Below are 18,255 nucleotides of genomic sequence, written 5' to 3' on the forward strand. Positions count from 1 at the left end.
AAAAACAAATCTACTTTTTAGGCTATGTTTCCCATTAAATCCTCGTCGTTGCTGTCGGTAAACAGTACGATAATGTTGGAAAGGAAGCGCTTTACAGCTGGATCTTCCTTGTCGTAACTCTGTCTATGGTTGTTCACGGCAGCATATTTCACTACCTTATGCTTGCCTTTGTAATGGCTGACGAAATACTCAAGAGCTTTTTTCACATTGTTGGGCAACGCCCATTGACAGAATATATACTCGTACATTCCCATGTCCTTATGTTTGAAGTCGGGTGGCAAGAGTTCGTCAAAATGACTTATCACATACTTTATCTTCTTTACGGTTTTGGGATTGTTGCCCCACAGAGCCTTCTCTTCCAGAGTGATGTCAGCGGTATCCGTGAAGCATTCTATAATGCAGAAGTGCTCCATTTCGGCATGATTGTGCTTATGAAATTCACCTTGTGCGAATCCTTCTTCTGAGGCATAGTTTAGGTAACTCTGATATGCAGGTGTTATCTCTCTAAGGCTGTTAACCGTGTCTTCGGTTATAAGCATTATTTCATTCTTAAGACGCTTGTATGCCTTGTTTCTATATGAGTCCAGAGAGCATTTGCTTCTTGTTGGGTCGTTACGAATCTCCATCTCTTCCTTCAGAATCTCCGTACACAGATTCATGCATTCTTCTTCTGCCCTGAAGAACTTTATAAGCTCGGAAAACAAGCCTTGCACAACAGACGGATAGGTGGACAAGTCGAACAGATTCAACTCGTAGACATTCTTGCCCAATAACGACTCTTCGATTGCCGACTTCTGTTGTATGCCAAAAGTTGCACATTCGGCAGGCGTGGGATGCTTCCTTGGGCAGAATTTCCTGAATATGGTTTTCAAGGGCGACATATGGCTGCGCATATGTCGGAGAATCTCACTTACGGAATTGTAATAAAAATTGTGGTCGGTGGCAAAATCACTATTAAAAACCTCTTCGTATTTATGAAGTCGCACGAGTTCCTTATCCATTTTCTCACGAGCCTGATATATATATTCTGCCAGACGTTCAATCTCGACAAGGTCCATGTGCTTCATTTTAAGGGCACTCAACAGGCGGTCGGCTCCTTCAAGTTCAAAATTTGAGACGATGTCTTTCACCTGAAGCAGTCGGTCGAGCGTTGGTTCAATATCGGTTTTGTAGTAAGCCTTAAGGCACTTTTGTTGAAGGGTTTCTGTCATTTGATGTTTTTAGTTATTGGAGATAAGACAATTTGAAAAACACCTATAGGGTGTTAGAAAATACAAATTTACTACTTTTATTTTGTTCGGTTGTCATGACGAGCAAATAAAATACAGAATATTTTTGCGTCCTAAAGATTGTTAATTAAAATGTGAATGTAATAAGGAGGAAGAAGGGGATAGATATGAAGCATCGGCAGACAGAAATTAAGAAATGTGTGGTGTTGGCTCTGTGCGAATAGACGTAAAATGTTGATGATAGACATTATTCTGCAAGGTAAAGACTGCGGATTATGCTTTGGATTTGGAGCGTGCGAATGGGGCTTGTAGGAGGTACGGTTCGTAGAGAGGGCACTGAAAAAGTTAGCCCTTTAAGACTTTATTCCACTCTTTTAAATAAAAAAGCAGATTGCATTAAACATTATGTCGGTTTTGCAATCTGCTTTTAATTTGCTTTGATATGGTCTAATATACAGCCTTATAGAGGATGTAGGGCACTTATGTCACAAGTGTATAATTCTTCTAATTATTCTTAGCTTAGTCTCAATATTCTTTTGATATTTACGGCAAATATTGTCATTGCACCTTGCATTTGCATACAATCTAGCCCATACGACAATGCCTTATCATAGCCGTATACCTGTTTTAACTCCGAATTTTTTGCCTCTATCTTGTATCTCTGGCGGGCTATTTCTTTAAATTCTTGTGTCTTCTGAAACTCCAGTTGTCTTTTATGTTCTCCTTTCTTGATAGGTACACTATAGGTCTTGCTTTTAGCTCCATCCTTGTAGCATCCGTTTCTTCGTGAGCAAGTCTTGCATTTATCCACATCAAAGAAATAAGTCATGGATTGATTCCAGTTCCTATTCTTTCCCATTATTACTTTTCTGATTGCCATATGGCCAGCAGGACAAACAAACATGCCTGCATCCTTGTTGTAATCAAAATTGTCTTCACTCTTTCTAAATCCACTACTAATAGACGGATGTAATTTGGACACCAAACGAAATCCCCTCTCTTCATCTTCTGCCAGTTTGAGGTTCTTGCAGCCAGAATATGCGGTATCACCAACAACCGTGTCAACCTCCATTCCGTTCTTTCTGCTTTGCTCAACAAGCTCTTCCAACTGAGGCCCGTCACCCTTCTCGCCAGATGTGACTGTGGCAGCAGTTATGATACGCTCATCACTCATTGCGATGTGAGTCTTGTAACCGAAGAACGACGTGTCTTCTGTCTTATGCCCAACACGTGCGTCTGTATCCTTTGAGGTTGTATAGTGGTCTTCTATGTCCGCAAGCGTCTCCTTTAGCATATTTAGTCGCTGTTTTACTGCGGGCACTTCCGAAAGGCAGGAATCCGAGGTGATATGATTTAGAAGGTCCTTGGTATAATCCAACTCATGAACAAGGTCATCGTCTTCATTCTTAGCCGGAAGTGTTTCCTTTATATTATCATCCATGGCATAAAGCGCCTTGCGGAGTTGCTTCGAACGGAGTTTCAGTATCTCAACTGGTGAATACGGATTTGACCTGGCTTTTGTATGAGTCGAATCTACAATAATAGTCTTTGATGTGATGATTCCTTTCTCTATTGCTATCTCTACAGTTTTTTTGATAAGCAGGTTCATAAGATCCGTGTCTTTCAGGCGTAATCTGCGAAACTTACAAAGACTGCTTGGATTGATAACGCCTTCCTCAGGAGTCATATCAAGAAAATACTTAAACGACATGTCATAACGGGAACGCTCTACAACATCCACGTCAGATATATCGTATATTGTCTTCAATAGAAGATATTTGAACATACGAATGGGCGATTCAGCTGTACGGCCGTTATCAGGACAATATTTATTGACCAGTTCCTGATAGACAAAGCTGAAGTCTATCAGGTTATTAATACGGCGGAGAAGGTTGTCCTGGGGGACGACTATATCATAAAGTGAGCTATATTCACTGAGTGGAAGTTGTTGTTGTGACAGCATAAGTACCTTGGATTTTATTCCTTAAAGGTACAAAAAAATCTGCACATAGCCAAATTATGTGCAGATTATAATTGATAAATATATCGCAAGGGACTTTTTCAGTGCCCTCGTTCGTAGACCGTACCACGCAATAGCTATATTTAATGGTTTGCTTATTAATGTAGGCTTTGTGAGATTACATTATTAATGTAGGCTTTGTGCAATTTCGTTTATTTCTTCTGCCGTAAGCCCCGTATATCTTTGTATTTTTTCTGTAGAGTCGCCATCGCTTAGCATGAGCTTTGCAAACTCAATGTTCTTCTGTCGCTCAGCCTCAGCCTTTCCTTTTTCCATACCTTTTTCCATTCCCTGCGCCATACCTTTTTCCATTCCCTGCGCCATTCCTTTTTCCATTCCCTGCGCCATTCCCTGCGCCATTCCCTGCGCCATTCCTTCCTCTAATCCTTGCTTTCGTCCGTCTTCCAAGCCTGTCTTTATGGCGTATTTGTATGTGGCGTAGGCGTCGCGCATAATTCTGATGCTATCCTCGTATTTGTCCATGTCTTTTTTGCTGAGAGTTCTAAGGTCAGAAATCTCAGCCAATTTCTTAAATACTGCGTTTTTAGCCAGGAATGGCATTCTTTCAAATGTATTCATATTCTTTAAAACAAATATCCAACGTTCAAAATCGTTTTCACACTCTGTCTCTGTCTTCTCAAAGAACGGCAGCATTAGATACACCATGCGTATCTTGTCAGACACCATCTTTCCATTGTCTTTATCTGCGAGTATCATGTCCGTTCGTAATTTGCCCAATGGCAGCAAAGGGTCGACGAAGTTCATGAAGCATATTGTGTAAACAGGGCGTATATCATAGTCCCATTCGCCTTTTATGCCTTGGTTTACTATCACGCGTGAGGTATAATACAAAGCCCGGTCAATGAAGTGTTCTTGTCCTCGGTTTTGCATTTCCACGATAATCTCTTTGCCCTCGTCCGTTGTGCAATAGATATCGAATATCACCTCTCTTGAATCTTTCGACAGTCCGATTTGTTCTTTGTTGCCGAACGCCAGCGACTTAATTACGAATTCGCCTGCAAACAGGTCGTTCAAGAAACAAATCAGCAAGTCTTTAGAAATTTCGCGACCAAAGATATGTTTAAATCCCCAATCAGAGAAAGGATTGATGAATTGTGCCATATTTCTATTGTTTTGATTTACTGCAAAAATACGATTTTGTTGTGAGAAATACAAGAATAGAGCGCTATTTATTTATTATTTATGTGTTTTTGTAAAATGATTACAAAAAGGCTGACACCTTTGATTAAGTGTCAGCCCTAATTTTATGTTGTTTGCAAAGTTTTACTGTCCTGCAATTTTTCTTTTTATTTTCTGAACTTTATTGTCTTTGTGCCAGACTTCAGTACGAACACTCCTTGAGGCAACGTCGAGAGCAGGCGCGGCCATAGGTCGTAAGTCACGGTTGTTGTGGTGACGAGTACTCCGTTGAGACCATACACCTTTAACGTTTCACCTATCTCAAACACCTGGTCGGATGTGCTGATAGAGCCAATGCCTGTGAAGCCTTCGGAATCAACCGTAAAGTCGGCTATGTTTTTCTCGTCAGGCGTAACCACGAAGGTATAGTATTGTCCATTATTGTAGTCTTCTTCGTTGAAAAAGAGCGTTCCGTTGTACTTGGCGTTCTTCGAGAGCATGGGCGTAAGCGTGATGGTTTGCGTTACGTTCTGCTGCAATATCACATTAGTTACCGAGTCTGCCACCATCTCGCCCTTTTCCTTGTCGTAGAAAATTGCCTTCACGACGGCTTTTCTGCTTATTTCCTCACCGTCCTCACGATTGTATGGGTAGTGATACTTCAGATCGAACTGCAGATTGGCTGTATATTGTGTGTCGTCTGCGTATGCCGCCTTGGCTGGAGCGTTGTTTGACGTCATCTTGCATGAGATGAGCTTCATATTGGGTGTTTTCAAGTTGTTTTTCAGCTCGTATCTCCAATAAGAAGGCTTGCCGTAAAAGTCGCGTGGCATCAGTCCGGCACGTTCGCCGTCGGGTGTCAGATAGCGGCACTTGAACTCATAGTTGCCCGTAAGCGGGTACAGGCGATTGTTGTATGGAATTGTTGTGCCTACCGTCCAGTTCTCTATTACGGTCAATAGTCGCTCCTCCTTGGTGTCCTGATTTACTGCGTATATGCGCAGAGTCACCGGACTCGTGTTTTTGTTAGCGTATTTCAGGGCTGGTGAAAAGCCGTCCAAATAATATTCGTTTTCAAACGTTTTACAATTCAGCTCATCATTATCCATCACTAAACCGTCGTATGCATACACCAGGTCTGTGCCGTCAAGGATAGGATAGTTGGGCTTCTCCGCTACATCTATATATATGTCTTTTCCCATCACCACCTTAGTCTGTCCCTCTGGCACCAACACCTGATAGCGTCCGGCAGGCATGGTGAAGTTGTTGTCAACGTTCTTCGGCTCAAACTTGAAGGCTGTTGTGGCTGTGTAGTTGTTGTAGACGAAATTGAACGATACAGAGCTTGATCCGCTGGTGCCGTAAAGTTTGCCAGTATCCACATTACGGAACTGCAGGTAGGTGTTCTGTGAAGCACCCGATGCCTTTACGTTCAGATAGAAGCGTGTACCAGCATATATTTCGCTGGCAGGCGTAACATCTTCGATGGTGAGAGTCTTCACAAGGTCTTCTCCCTCCAAACCACGTATTATCATGCCCGTTCCTTCATTCACGATTTCGAGGGTAGGTATGAGTTGCTTCGGCATAGGGCAGAGTTGTGGCTTGTTGTCCTTGTCATAATAAGCCATGCGCAGTTCGTATACGCCGTCAGCCACACCTTGCGGCACCTTTTTGAAGCTATTTGAAAGATTGTAGCGCGTGATGTCTGGCCATCCCTTAATGTCCAGTTGGTAAACTCCGGAAGTAAGATTTGTCACTATATGACCGTTATTGGCAAGAACGGTTATAATGTTTCTTTTCTTCGAGTCGTACGTATTGGTGACCATGAAGTAATACATGTTGCTTTTCGACGTCACAATGCTCTCGCTTGCTCTTGCCGGTGCTGCCTTAGCGTTGTGTTGCGGTGCCTTTACGGCATCGCCACGCGAAGCAGCCCAGTCGCACACATGGAACGGCTGATAACACGCCTCCTGCCAGTCGGTGGTTCGCGGCTGTATGCCGATAATCATGGAGTGCTGGCAGCGATAGCCTTGTTCGTAATTGAATGTTCCGCCCGGGTTGAGTATCGCCACGTCGTAATATCCGTCGGCAACGCCGCCCCATCCCCAGTTGACGTGTACATAGTTCTTGTCGTCAATGCCGTCAATGACGAAGGCGTGGTTTCTCGCGGGTTTGACAATGTAGCCGCCGCTCACGTCGCTCGCAGAATAGATGATGGGGCGTCCTGCCTCCATTTCATCCTGTATCATGCTCATCCATTTGTCCGTGGAGATGTAGTAATCGGAACTGCGTACCATGTCGACATAATAATGCAGGTCGCGTTCCACATACATACATTCATAATTGTAGTATCGGTTGAGGGCAACGAATGGAAGGTAAGCGCTGGTTTCGTCATAACCGAATTTTGCCTTGCTGGCTACTGCAGCCTCAAATATCAGCTTGCCCACGGCATCCTTCTGTGTTTTTGTAGCGTTTACGCCATCGTAGGTGTTGAGCATGTTGTTCCAGTCGTAGGTGGTAGTAGAGTAGTCGATGTTGTATTCGGTCTCTGACTCTACGTCGGCATACTCCAGCTTGCCGTCACCCTTACGGTCCTGATGATAGTAATTGAGCACCTGAGCCAATGCTACGGGCACACAACCTGCCACTACCGTCTTCGTGCCGTTTGACGGGCATTTGCTGTTGTATGGTGCACCTTGATTCCATTGTGTCTTTAGCAGAGGTGCCACAGGAGCCACCGTCTTGCCCTCCCAGTGGGGTTCGGAAGTGGCGTCCGTGGCTGTCATTGCTTCACGATATTGCGCAAGCCACACCTTCATGGCGTCAGGCATGTTGGTTGGGTCGATAGAACCCTTGTCTGAATAGCCCGCCACCAGTGTGTTGCCGTTGCCAGCGCACACCACGCAGTAGCCGCCTTCCTCGGCGTTGAAGGCATACACGCCGCCATTGTCGGCGGCTGCTCCGCCTTTACCCTTTACCTTTGCAATAGATTTGCCGATGTTAACTGTGGAGAGATTCACAGCCCCACCTCTTTTCTGGGTCATGAAGCTCAACGCCGTCTCCTTGGCTTCGTCAGCGGTTTGTGCCGAGACCTGAGACGGCAAGACGAATGATGCCAACATAATTGTTGACAAGAGTAAATTGTCTGTCTTCTTCATTTGAGCATTAAAATTTCTGATTTTTTATCTGTATGTCATAATAGTTGTCGCCGCATACGGTTCTGTGCTTTATGATGCTGAACTCATGAATGTTTGAGGGGACATTTGGAATTGTGATTAAAGCCTTCATAGGAATGTCTGGCTGAAGCGTAACGCCGTCCCAGTTGTCGATGCTTTTGCCGCCTATTGTCATCGTGTGCTTGTAGGAGTTGCCCTCGCTGTCGTATACTGCATGTCCGCTGCCGTCGCTGGCTGCCAGCTTGAACGCATTGGTTCCAATGTTCTTCACCGTGGCATCTACGATTACATTCTTGCCGGTCTTGTCGCGGTAAACCCTGTTGAGGTTGTACTGGAGAATGGGCAGCGACACGAATATGTTGTCGGCATTGGTGTTGCTTGGCATCTTGATGGCGTTGGAGCCAATAGTATAGCTGAACTTCTGGTTGTTCTTGCCGTCCTCCACAATGCCGCCGAAGCGCACACTCTTGATGAAGCGGCAGCTTGTGCTCACCTTCTTTATCGAGATGAATCCCTTGACGGGCACTCCAGAGGGCAACGTCTTGAACAGCTCGCCGCCCCAACCGTCTTCGCCTCCAACATTGAAGCTTATAGCGTGGATGTTGTTGTTGTCGTCGGTGGCATAGGCATCGTTTATTTCGCCCCAGAATGGGCGGAATGTGATGTCGCTCGTCGAGGTGTTAATTACTATGAACCGCAGCAACACCTCGTCGCCCCAGTATTCGCACGATGTCACCTTGAAGTCGATATGAGGAATGTAGCCCTTTGTGTCGCTGCTTGACGAGTTGCTGTTGTTGGATGTTTTAGTCGATTCGGTGGTTGCGTCAAGCAATGCTCCCGCTACCTTGCCGAGTTTCTTGAAGAATTGGGCGTTGGCGTTCTGCACGCTGAGTGACGACAGCACCAGGGCCATGCCGATGATAGTTTTTGCTTTCATATTTTTATAGATTTCTTCTTGTTACTATTTAGCATTGATTGTGTAAGTCTCGAACGTGTCGTAGTCGTTGAAGTCGTTGAAGTCGAATTTTACGCCTTTCGCGCCTTTCTGCAGCTGCTGGTACTTCGCCCATCCGCTCTCGTTGAACACTTGGTTGCCAAAGCTTATCGTCACCTTGCCGCCTTCGAACGAGGCGATGGCGTTCTGCGACTCCGAGTCATACGACCATTCAGCTGCGTCTTTTAGCTTCTCCACAGCATCTCTGACGAATGTATGCGTGTTTGCTACTTTTCCGCCGAGCTTTATCGGCAGTTTCTCTACCTCTATGCTCTTAATCTTTCCCTTGCCGTCGCCGATGGCGGTGAAGAGGGTGGTGTGCGTTTTGTCGCTGAACTCGCAAACGGTCATGTCCGACTGGTTAACCGGTATCTCTTCCTTGTAGCAGTATATGTAGCACGAGTCGGGCATTTCGCTTATCTTCGCACCAATCTTTACAGGACCAACGCCTTCTGTCGTTGCGCGTTTGTCGGTGTAGTCGAAGTAGGTGTTGTAGTCGACAAGTTCAATAGAGGCGATGCTGTCGAGCGACATGAGATAATGCATCTGCTTGTCGTACTTGTCGTTGTCTTCAAGAGTCTCGTCAAGTGAGCAAGCGTTGTACTCTCCGATTGTGAACTGCAAGTTCTGGTATGAGTGGAAATGTGCCATACCTTTATCTGTTACAGTTCCATCGGCAGCCTTGCCGAGATAATACAATTCTGGAGTGACCTGTGAATTGTCGTTACGTTTGAGCTTTACGGTTATATAGCCACCCATGGCATCGGCTGTGTCAACCCTTGCGGTAATGTTCAAGTCGCCGAACTTCATTCCCGTCTTGTCTTCAAGCGGGAAGTCCTTGCCCGACTCAAGTCGTGCCATGTCGTCAACCAATGCCTTGCGCGTGTCGTCGCCTATCTTGTCGTGTATGCGCTTCTGCATCTTTTCGTATTCCTTCAGAAAGTCGTCGCTTGACACGTTGATGGCGTGCTTGTCGCGGGCTTTTTCCATTAGTTTCTTCATGTTGTCGGCCTCCGAATGGTATGCTTCGTAGCACTTGGCGCGTGCCTCCGGTATGCTTCCCAACACGCCGTTGCCCGTGAAACTGTAGCCGTCTACGCTGTTGCCGCATGAGCACATAATTGCCGTTGTGGCTATAAGCGCCGATATCATGCACTTCGTTCTTTTGTTCATATGCAATGTTTTATTGGTTTAATAATACACTATTGTGCGGGTCTCTGTCCACGGGTCGCGTCCGGTGGCGCCGTGGCACGTGCGCTTGGTCCAGTTGCCTTGCTCGTCTATCTTGGTGTAGTCGTAGGTTACGTTTTCCTCGTAGGTTATCGGTTCATCGGCTCCCATTTCGCTTATCTCGCCCTTGCAGTAGCGCGAGCTTACGAAGCCTTTGTCGTTGTACTTGTATGTGTAGTTGTCGGTTCCAGAGTCAGCATCGCTCATCGACGACTTCTTCACACGGCCGTTGGCATCGTAGCTGAACAAATAGCTTGTGAGTTCGTTCTCGCCGAGCGCGTATCTCTCTATCAGTCCTTGCTTGTTGCGCGAGATGTTCTCCTTGCGACCGTTGATGGTCGTCAGGTTGCCATGCTTGTCGAAGGCGTAGGTTATGGTCTCATCGTTGGCTTCGGCGTTCTTCCACTTGCAGGTCTTCACGTTGCCCACAAGCTGGAATGTCGGGCGGTCGCCGGGCTTGTTGGCTTCGGTTTTGGGCTGCTGTTCCGGCTGGGCCGTAGCTGTGGGGTCGGTGGCAGTTGTGTCAGCCTGCTCAACGTTGGGTGTAGGTTGTTCCTTTGTGCCATTCTTGCACGATAGTGTTGTAAATGTTATGGCAGCGAAAGTAGCTACCATAATCGAATAGAAAGGTTTTCTCATAGTTTTATGGGTTTAGTTATTTTACTGCAATGTTGTAGAATGCAACCTCGTGGTCGCCAAATGGATAGTTGTTGGCGATACAGCTCAGTTCGAAACAGAATGTCTTGGCATTGGGCTTTACATTCTCAATGCGGACGGTGTACTGCTGTGTTGCCGACTGGCGCAGCTTGGTGGCAATGCCTGTCTGGAAGTTGGAGCCATTGAGAGATATTCCCATATAGTTGTATTCCTCGTTGGTGTTGTCTTTTGCGTCGTCGGTGGTTAGTTGGAAGTCGTACAGGTCTTTGCCGGTGTTGTTACCTTGCAAAAATAACAATAATTTAAGAACAGAAGAAACAATATCGAAAAATTTTTATATGAAAATAATGCAACCCCTATATTTTAGGAGGCTAAAATGCTAACCGTACCACGCAAATGGCTATAGTATTGATAATGTATAGCTTACGTGGTACGGTTCGTAGACCGTACCTTCTACAGTTTCGTGGATAATTCGTGTTGTTATAGCGTGAAGTCGAATGCCAGTCCGCCACCCTCGTTGTTCTTCACGCTTATGCTGCCTCCATGCAGAATGACGGCATTCTTGACGATAGCGAGTCCCAGTCCTGTGCCACCCATTTTTCTTGATCGTCCCTTGTCCACGCGGTAGAAGCGCTCGAAGAGGCGTGGCAGATGTTCGGCGGGCACGCCCACGCCGTTGTCGCAGAATGAGAAGTGCCACTTGGGCAAGTAGTTTGCGTCGTCGTAGGTTTCGTGGCGGTTGATTGGGGTGGCAGCGAGTGTGATGGTGGTTCCCTCGCCAGCGTATGCGATGGCGTTGTCGGTTAGGTTGCGAAATACGCTGTACAGCAAACTGGGGTTGCCCTTCACTACGATTCCTTGTGGCAGATTGTTGACAACAGCCATGTGCTTCTGTTGCAGCTGTAGGGCCGTTTCCTTCTGTATGTTGGCCACGATGTCCGAGATGTTCACCTGCTCGTTGCCCATCATCTCGGGCGCGTCGTCCATGCGGTTTAGGGTTGAGATGTCTTGCAGCAACGACGTTAGGCGCTGGCTTTGGGCGTAGCATCGCTTAAGGAACATGTCGCGTGCCGTGTCGCTGGTGTTGGGATTGTCAAGAATTGTTTCCAGATAGCCCTGAATGCTTGCCACAGGCGTCTTGAGCTCGTGGGCAATGTTCTGCGTCAGTTGGCGTTTAAGCACGTCTTGCTCGCGTCGTGTGGTCTGCAATCGCTTGTAAATCTTTATTATGCGTTCAGCAATTTCGCCCAGTTCGTCGGCAGGAAAGCCAACAAGATCCTCTGTGTCGAGCGATTCGCCGTGGTCGGCACGTGTGGCAAATGTGCGCAGCCTCTGAATGTTGTCGTCCAGTCGGCGTGTAAAGCGGTACAGTATGACGGTAAGCAGCAATATGGCGCCGAATGCAAACCAGATGTAGTGTTGGTCGGCCTGTAGCGACTTGGCAAGGTCGCTGGTGTAGGGCAGGGCCGTGCGAATGATGAGCGAGTCGTTGGCAAAGTATGTGGCCGAGTAGAAGAAGTCGCCGTTGACGGTCTTGCTGTTGCGCTCCACGGTAGAGCCCACGCCCTTGCTCAAGGCGGCTGCCACCTCGGGTCGCGAGGCATGGTTGGCAACATGTCCGTATTGCTTAAGGCTGCTGTCGTACATCACATGTCCGCTGGGCGATATAAGCGTAACGCGCAGATGGGGCATGTTGTGCGACTTGACGTAAGCGTCGAGCGCCTGTTCCGAGTAGTCGGGAAAGAGGTGCAGATATTCCTCCATGCGCGTGTTGTAGTCTTGCAGCTTAAGGTTTAGGGTGTCCACCTTATACTGCTTCTCCCTGGTTTGCTGAAACACGATGAATGCCACGGCAAAGACCAGGAACACGGACAGCACGCTGAGATAGAGCTTGGTTCCAACGGATATTCGCATAGTTTTTCGGTTTGTTTTTTATTGTTTTAGCGCCTTTTCTTATTATTTAGCGCCCTTTTCTATTGTTTTTAGCCCCTTTTTTTATTGTTTTTGAACGCCTTTTTTATTGTTTTAAGCATCAAAGTAGTAGCCAAATCCCAGGCGCGTTACGATGCACTTGGCAAATGGGCCAATCTTCTTTCTAAGGCGCGTGATGTTTACGTCCACGGTTCGGTCGAGCACCAGCACGTCCTTTGGCCATATGCGCTCAATAAGCTCCTGTCGTGAGAATACGCGTCCACGCTCGCTAAGCAGTAGGTTTAGCAGCTCAAACTCGGTCTTGGTGAATGGCACGTCCTCGCCCTCGATGCTTACCGTCTTCTTGTCGAGGTTCATAATGATGCCCTGGTACGACAGCACCTGTGGCTCGCCCTCGTCGGCGCTGGTGGCTGTGCGTCGCAGTACGGCGCGCACCCTAACCATAACCTCGCGCAGGGAGAAAGGCTTTGATATGTAGTCGTCGGCACCCAGGTTGAATCCGGTAACGGTGTCGTTCTCGGTGTCGCGTGCTGTTAGGAATATGATGGGCACGTTGGCAGTTGTGGGTCTTTCCTTCAGCTTGCGCGCCATGGCAAATCCTGACATTCCGCCCATCATCACGTCGAGCAGCAAGAGCGAGAACGAGGCTATGTCCATCTGCAACGCCTCCTCGGCCGACGAGGCTGTAGCCACCTCGTAGCCCTCGGTTTCAAGATTGAACTTAAGGATTTCGAGCAAGTCCTGTTCGTCGTCCACAACAAGTATTCTCTGGTTCTGTTTCATCTTATATTTAATAATGTATATAGTTTTCAGCCGTGTAATTGTAAAGAAATTGTATCTTTTCTTTGATTACGTTGCAAAGATACACATTCTGCTCATCATACATATTGCACAGGCGTTACAATTTTGTTACATCAAAATATCTATCTTTATTTTTTGTGCTTTCAACCATTTGCATTAACTTTGCATATTGCATCTGCCTTGCCGCCATAAAATGAATGGTAGGGGCAGGCAAATCTCAAATATAGTTTCATGAACAACGACAAATTAGGACTCTTAGACAACATACAGTATCCAAGCGACTTGCGTCGTCTGGACGTGGCTCAGTTGCCCAGGTTGTGCGCCGAGCTGCGCCGCGACATTGTTGAGGAACTGGCCGAAAATCCAGGTCATCTCGCTTCGTCGCTGGGCGTGGTGGAACTGACGGTTGCCCTGCACTACGTGTTCAACACCCCCAACGACCGCATAGTGTGGGATGTGGGCCATCAGGCCTACGGCCACAAGATACTGACGGGCCGCAAGGACAACTTTCACACCAATCGCAAGCTGCATGGCGTAAGGCCGTTCCCCTCGCCTGAGGAGAGCCCCTACGACACCTTTACGTGCGGACACGCGTCCAACTCCATCTCGGCGGCTTTGGGCATGGCTGTGGCGGCTCGCAAGACGGGACACGCCAACCGACATGTGGTGGCTGTGATAGGCGATGGAGCCATGTCGGGCGGACTGGCCTTCGAGGGACTGAACAACGTGTCGTCGTCGCCCAACGACCTGCTTATCGTGCTGAACGACAACGATATGAGCATAGACCGTGCCGTGGGAGGTATGGAGAAGTATCTGCTGAACCTTGACACCAACGCCACGTACAATCGGCTGCGCGACCGTGCCTCGCAATGGCTGCGCTCTAAGGGCTACCTGAACGACGACCGACGCAAGGGAATAATACGGCTGAACAACGCCCTGAAGTCGGCGCTGGCTCATCAGCAGAACATTTTTGAGGGCATGAACATACGCTACTTCGGACCGTTCAACGGCAACGATGTGGGCGAGGTGGTGCGCATACTTGAACAGCTTAAGGACATGCGCGGACCAAAGCTGCTGCATCTGCACACCGTTAAGGGCAAGGGCTACAAGCCTGCCGAGGAGCATGCCACCATATGGCACGCGCCTGGCAAATTTGACCCCGACACGGGCGAGCGTATCAACGAGGGCGAGCCTTATCCGCTGAAATACCAGGAGGTGTTCGGCAAGACGTTGCTGGAACTGGCAAAGAGCAACCCCAACATCGTGGGCGTTACGCCAGCCATGCCCACAGGATGCTCTATGGACATAATGATGAAGGAAATGCCCGACAGGGTGTTCGATGTGGGTATTGCCGAGGGACATGCAGCCACATTCTCGTGTGGTATGGCCAAGGACGGACTGATGCCCTTCTGCAACATCTACAGCGCCTTTGCTCAGCGCGCCTACGACAATATAATACACGACGCGGCAATACTGAACCTGCCCGTTGTGTTCTGCCTCGACCGTGCCGGACTGGTGGGCGAGGACGGACCTACGCATCATGGCGTGTTCGACATAGCGGCATTAAGACCTGTGCCCAACCTTACCCTGTGCTCGCCTATGGACGAGCGCGAATTGCGCCGAATGATGTACACAGCCCAACTGCCCGGCAAGGGAACCGTCGTTATACGCTATCCGCGTGGAAAAGGCGTGTGCGGCGAAGACTGGCAATGCCCGCTTGAGGAAATACCTGTGGGCAAGGCACGCTGTATTAGTCAGGGCAAGGACGTGGCTGTGCTGAGCTACGGACCTATTGGCAACGACGTGCAGAAGGCTGTAAACGAGCTTAAGGAAGAGGGATGCCCGCTGAGCGTGGCCCACTATGACATGCGGTTCTGCAAGCCTCTGGACACGGAGCTGCTGGAGGATGTTTCTGCCCGTTTCAAACGTGTGGTTACGGTGGAGGACGCACAGCGTGCAGGAGGCTTTGGATCGGCCGTGCTGGAGTGGATGAGCGACAACAACAAGGATGTGAAGGTGCAGCGAATAGGTCTGCCCGACCACTTTGTGGAGCATGGAACCGTAAACGAGCTGAAGGTTATTGCAGGCATCGACAATGACTCGATAAAGAAGGTAATTAGAGAGGGATAACGTAAGCTGTTAAGGAGCAATCTGCTACCATCGAGAACGAAAAGCTCCTTAACTTCTGAACTTTCTAAAAATCAATATAGATCAACAATGAAGATAATAATAGCTGGCGCCTATGCCATCGGAACCCACCTTGCACGACTGCTGTCGCGCGAGCACGACGACATCGTTGTGATTGAGCCCAACGAGGAACGTTTGGCAGGTATTGGCCAGGATGTGGACATCCTGACAATGGAGGCATCGCCTACAAGCATAAAGGCACTAAAACAGGCTGGTGCCGAGGATGCCGACCTGTTTATCGGCGTAACGCCAAACGAGTGCCAGAACATGACGGCGTGCACACTTGCAAAGGCTCTTGGAACCAAGAAGACCGTGGCTAAGGTGGACAATTCGGAATACATAGCCCCCGAGCTGCAGGAGTTTTTCTCAGAGTTGGGCGTAAGCTCTATCATCTATCCGGAGATGTTGGCCGCCATCGACATCAACAACGGACTTAAGATGTCGTGGGTTAGGCAGCGTTGGGACGTACACGACGGAGCCCTTGTTATGCTGGGCGTAAAGTTGCGCGAGACGTGCACAATACTCGACCGCCCGTTACGCGAGCTCTGCGGTCCTGATGATCCTTACCACATTGTGGCCATAAAGCGCCAAGGCGACACCATTATCCCAGGCGGTAACGACTGTCTGCAGATGTACGACATGGCCTACTTTATGACTACCAAGCAATATATTCCATACATCCGAAAGATTGTGGGCAAGGAGCATTATGTGGACGTGAAGAACGTGATGATAATGGGAGGCGGAGCCACAGCCGTGCGCACCGTAAAGACTATGCCAAGCTACATGGACGTGAAGATTATAGAGACCGACGACCAGCGTTGCGAGCGACTTAACTCTATACTTGAGAACGACAAGGCGCTTATAATCAACGGCGACGGACGCGACCTGTCCTTGCTCGTAGAGGAAGGTATAAAGAACACACAGGCCTTTGTGGCGCTAACAGGAAATGCCGAGACCAATATCCTTGCATGCCTCACAGCCAAGCGCATGGGCGTGCGCAAGACGGTGGCCATGGTGGAGAACATCGACTACGTGAGCATGGCCGAGAGTCTGGATATAGGCACCATAATCAACAAGAAGTCGATTGCGGCAAGCCACATCTACCAAATGATGCTTGATGCCAATGTGCACAACGTGCGATTCCTTATGACAGCCAATGCCGATGTGGCGGAGTTTATTCCGTCGGAAGGCTCGAAGGTGACGCGCAAACCGGTTAAGGACCTTGGACTGCCTAAGGGAATGACCATCGGCGGACTGGTGCGCGACGGTCAGGGACTGCTTGTGTCGGGCAACACGATGATACGTCCGGGTGATTCGGTTATGGTGTTCTGCCACAACCTAAACATGAAGAAGATAGAAAAGTTCTTCCTATGATAAATCTCAAACTGATATACAAGATTATTGGCTCGCTGCTCTTCATAGAGGCAATGATGCTGTTGGTGTGCCTTGGCGTGTCGGTTTACTACCACGAGGACGACCTCCTGGCGTTTGTCTGCTCCATAGCCATATCTGCGGGAACAGCACTTGTGTTGCGACTGTTTGCACGCAACTGCGACAACAACCTCTCGCGCCGCGACGCCTATCTTGTGGTTACGCTTACGTGGGTGGTTTTCTCGCTCTTCGGCACGCTGCCATTCCTTATAGGTGGCTATCTGCACTCGTTTACCGATGCCTTCTTCGAGACAATGTCGGGATTCACCACTACCGGAGCCTCCATTATCGACGATGTGGACGCTCTGCCACACGGCATTCTGTTTTGGCGCTCGTTTACCCAGTGGATAGGCGGTCTTGGTATCGTGTTCTTCACGATAGCCCTTCTGCCGTCGTTGGTGGGAGGTAGCGTAAAGGTGTTTGCAGCCGAGGCTACGGGCCCTATAAAGACCAAGCTTCACCCCCGACTCAGCACCAATGCCAAGTGGATATGGGTGGTATACTTATGTATCACGTTGCTGTGTATTGTTTCGCTGAAGTTAGCCGGAATGGATTTCTTTAGCAGCGTGAACTACAGCTTCACTACAGCCGCTACGGGTGGATTTGCCACACATAGCGACTACAGCTATCTTACCCCCGTGGTGCAGTATATCGTAACCTTCTTCTGCTTTGTATCGGGTGTCAACTTCACCATGCTTTACATCACGGCGTCGAAGCGCAAGATAAGCACCCTGTTCAATAGTGCCGAATGCAAGTTCTACTTCTTTGTAGTAGTGGCCTTCACACTATTCATAGCCTTCGAGTTGATGTGGAAGAACGGCTACGCGCTTGAGCCTGCGTTGCGCAGCAGCGTGTTTCAGGTGGTGTCGTTCATTACCACAACAGGTCTGCTTTCCGACGACCCTGCAGTATGGCCGCACGTTACGTGGGTAGTGCTTGCCGTATGTATGTTCTTTGGAGCGTGCTCTGGCTCAACCAGTGGTGGCTTTAAGTGCATTCGTTGCGTTATGCTATTGAAGATAATAAAAAACGAGTTTCGACAGATGTTGCACCCCAATGCTGTGTTGCCCATGCGTGTGGACGGTACAAATGTACCATCGTCTAAACGTGTAACGCTGCTCGCCTTCTTGTCCATATACCTTATATTATGTTTGTTTTGCTCGTTCTCGATGATAGCAATGGGCATCGACAATACTAATGCCATTACCATAACACTTAGTTCGCTTGGCAATGTGGGCCCTACACTCGGTACCGAGATTGGTCCTACTATGTCGTGGAGCGAGCTACCAGTAGCAGCCAAGTGGATTTGTTCGGTGCTGATGCTCATAGGCCGTCTTGAGATATTCAGCGTCTTAGTGATATTCACACCGCAGTTCTGGAAGGAGAATTAAACTTTCAGAACGTGTTAGAACGGAAACTACTAATGTAGAAACGTATTAGTAATATATACTAATATAT

At 48.3% G+C, this 18,255-nt stretch carries 13 protein-coding genes; 3 read left to right on the forward strand and 10 right to left on the reverse strand.

All coding sequences use genetic code 11. The features are described 5' to 3' along the window. Positions 1–17: 17 nt before the first annotated feature. From C9991_RS06215 to phoB, 10 genes are all read right to left on the reverse strand, one after another. The gene (locus C9991_RS06215; RefSeq protein WP_106811678.1) at positions 18–1,211 is read right to left on the reverse strand and encodes a hypothetical protein; all 1,194 of its coding nucleotides are present in this window, start codon (positions 1,209–1,211) and stop codon (positions 18–20) included. 532 nt (positions 1,212–1,743) lie between these two features. Continuing rightward, positions 1,744–3,192, reverse strand: coding sequence for an IS1182 family transposase (locus C9991_RS06220; protein WP_106810833.1), 1,449 nt, complete (start codon positions 3,190–3,192; stop codon positions 1,744–1,746). A gap of 183 nt (positions 3,193–3,375) precedes the next feature. Next, positions 3,376–4,371: an Rpn family recombination-promoting nuclease/putative transposase gene (locus tag C9991_RS06225; protein WP_106811679.1), complete on the reverse strand. Its 996-nt coding sequence runs from the start codon at positions 4,369–4,371 to the stop codon at positions 3,376–3,378. Positions 4,372–4,556: 185 nt separating this feature from the next. Further along, positions 4,557–7,547 carry a C10 family peptidase gene (locus C9991_RS06230; protein WP_106811680.1) on the reverse strand — a complete coding sequence of 997 codons (2,991 nt, stop codon included), beginning with the start codon at positions 7,545–7,547 and terminating at the stop codon, positions 4,557–4,559. A 7-nt stretch (positions 7,548–7,554) separates the two neighbouring features. Further along, positions 7,555–8,502, reverse strand: coding sequence for a hypothetical protein (locus tag C9991_RS06235; protein ID WP_106811681.1), 948 nt, complete (start codon positions 8,500–8,502; stop codon positions 7,555–7,557). 24 nt (positions 8,503–8,526) lie between these two features. Next, positions 8,527–9,732, reverse strand: coding sequence for a hypothetical protein (locus C9991_RS06240; RefSeq protein WP_157949381.1), 1,206 nt, complete (start codon positions 9,730–9,732; stop codon positions 8,527–8,529). 18 nt (positions 9,733–9,750) lie between these two features. Then, entirely contained in the window at positions 9,751–10,428 is a 678-nt protein-coding gene (locus C9991_RS06245; protein ID WP_106811683.1) for a hypothetical protein, read from the reverse strand. A gap of 16 nt (positions 10,429–10,444) precedes the next feature. Continuing rightward, positions 10,445–10,735, reverse strand: a complete 291-nt coding sequence (locus C9991_RS06250) for a hypothetical protein (RefSeq protein ID WP_106811684.1) — start codon at positions 10,733–10,735, stop codon at positions 10,445–10,447. 191 nt (positions 10,736–10,926) lie between these two features. Continuing rightward, complete coding sequence (locus C9991_RS06255; protein ID WP_106811685.1) at positions 10,927–12,360, reverse strand: sensor histidine kinase; 1,434 nt, start codon at positions 12,358–12,360, stop codon at positions 10,927–10,929. Positions 12,361–12,471: 111 nt separating this feature from the next. Next, on the reverse strand, positions 12,472–13,161 hold the full coding sequence (phoB, locus tag C9991_RS06260) for a two-component system response regulator PhoB (protein WP_106811686.1): 690 nt from the start codon (positions 13,159–13,161) through the stop codon (positions 12,472–12,474). Positions 13,162–13,410: 249 nt separating this feature from the next. Here phoB and dxs point away from each other — a divergent pair, with 249 nt between their 5' ends. From dxs to C9991_RS06275, 3 genes are all read left to right on the forward strand, one after another. After that, a complete protein-coding gene (gene dxs, locus C9991_RS06265; protein WP_106811687.1) occupies positions 13,411–15,309 on the forward strand; it encodes a 1-deoxy-D-xylulose-5-phosphate synthase in 1,899 nt (632 codons plus the stop codon). A gap of 87 nt (positions 15,310–15,396) precedes the next feature. Further along, positions 15,397–16,740: a Trk system potassium transporter TrkA gene (gene trkA / locus C9991_RS06270; protein WP_106811688.1), complete on the forward strand. Its 1,344-nt coding sequence runs from the start codon at positions 15,397–15,399 to the stop codon at positions 16,738–16,740. Next, positions 16,737–18,188, forward strand: a complete 1,452-nt coding sequence (locus C9991_RS06275) for a TrkH family potassium uptake protein (protein ID WP_106811689.1) — start codon at positions 16,737–16,739, stop codon at positions 18,186–18,188. Before trkA ends, C9991_RS06275 begins: the two co-directional genes overlap by 4 nt. Positions 18,189–18,255 lie beyond the last annotated feature (67 nt).

The sequence above is a fragment of the Prevotella merdae genome (genome assembly GCF_900290275.1).
In the GTDB taxonomy this organism is placed as follows: domain Bacteria; phylum Bacteroidota; class Bacteroidia; order Bacteroidales; family Bacteroidaceae; genus Prevotella; species Prevotella merdae.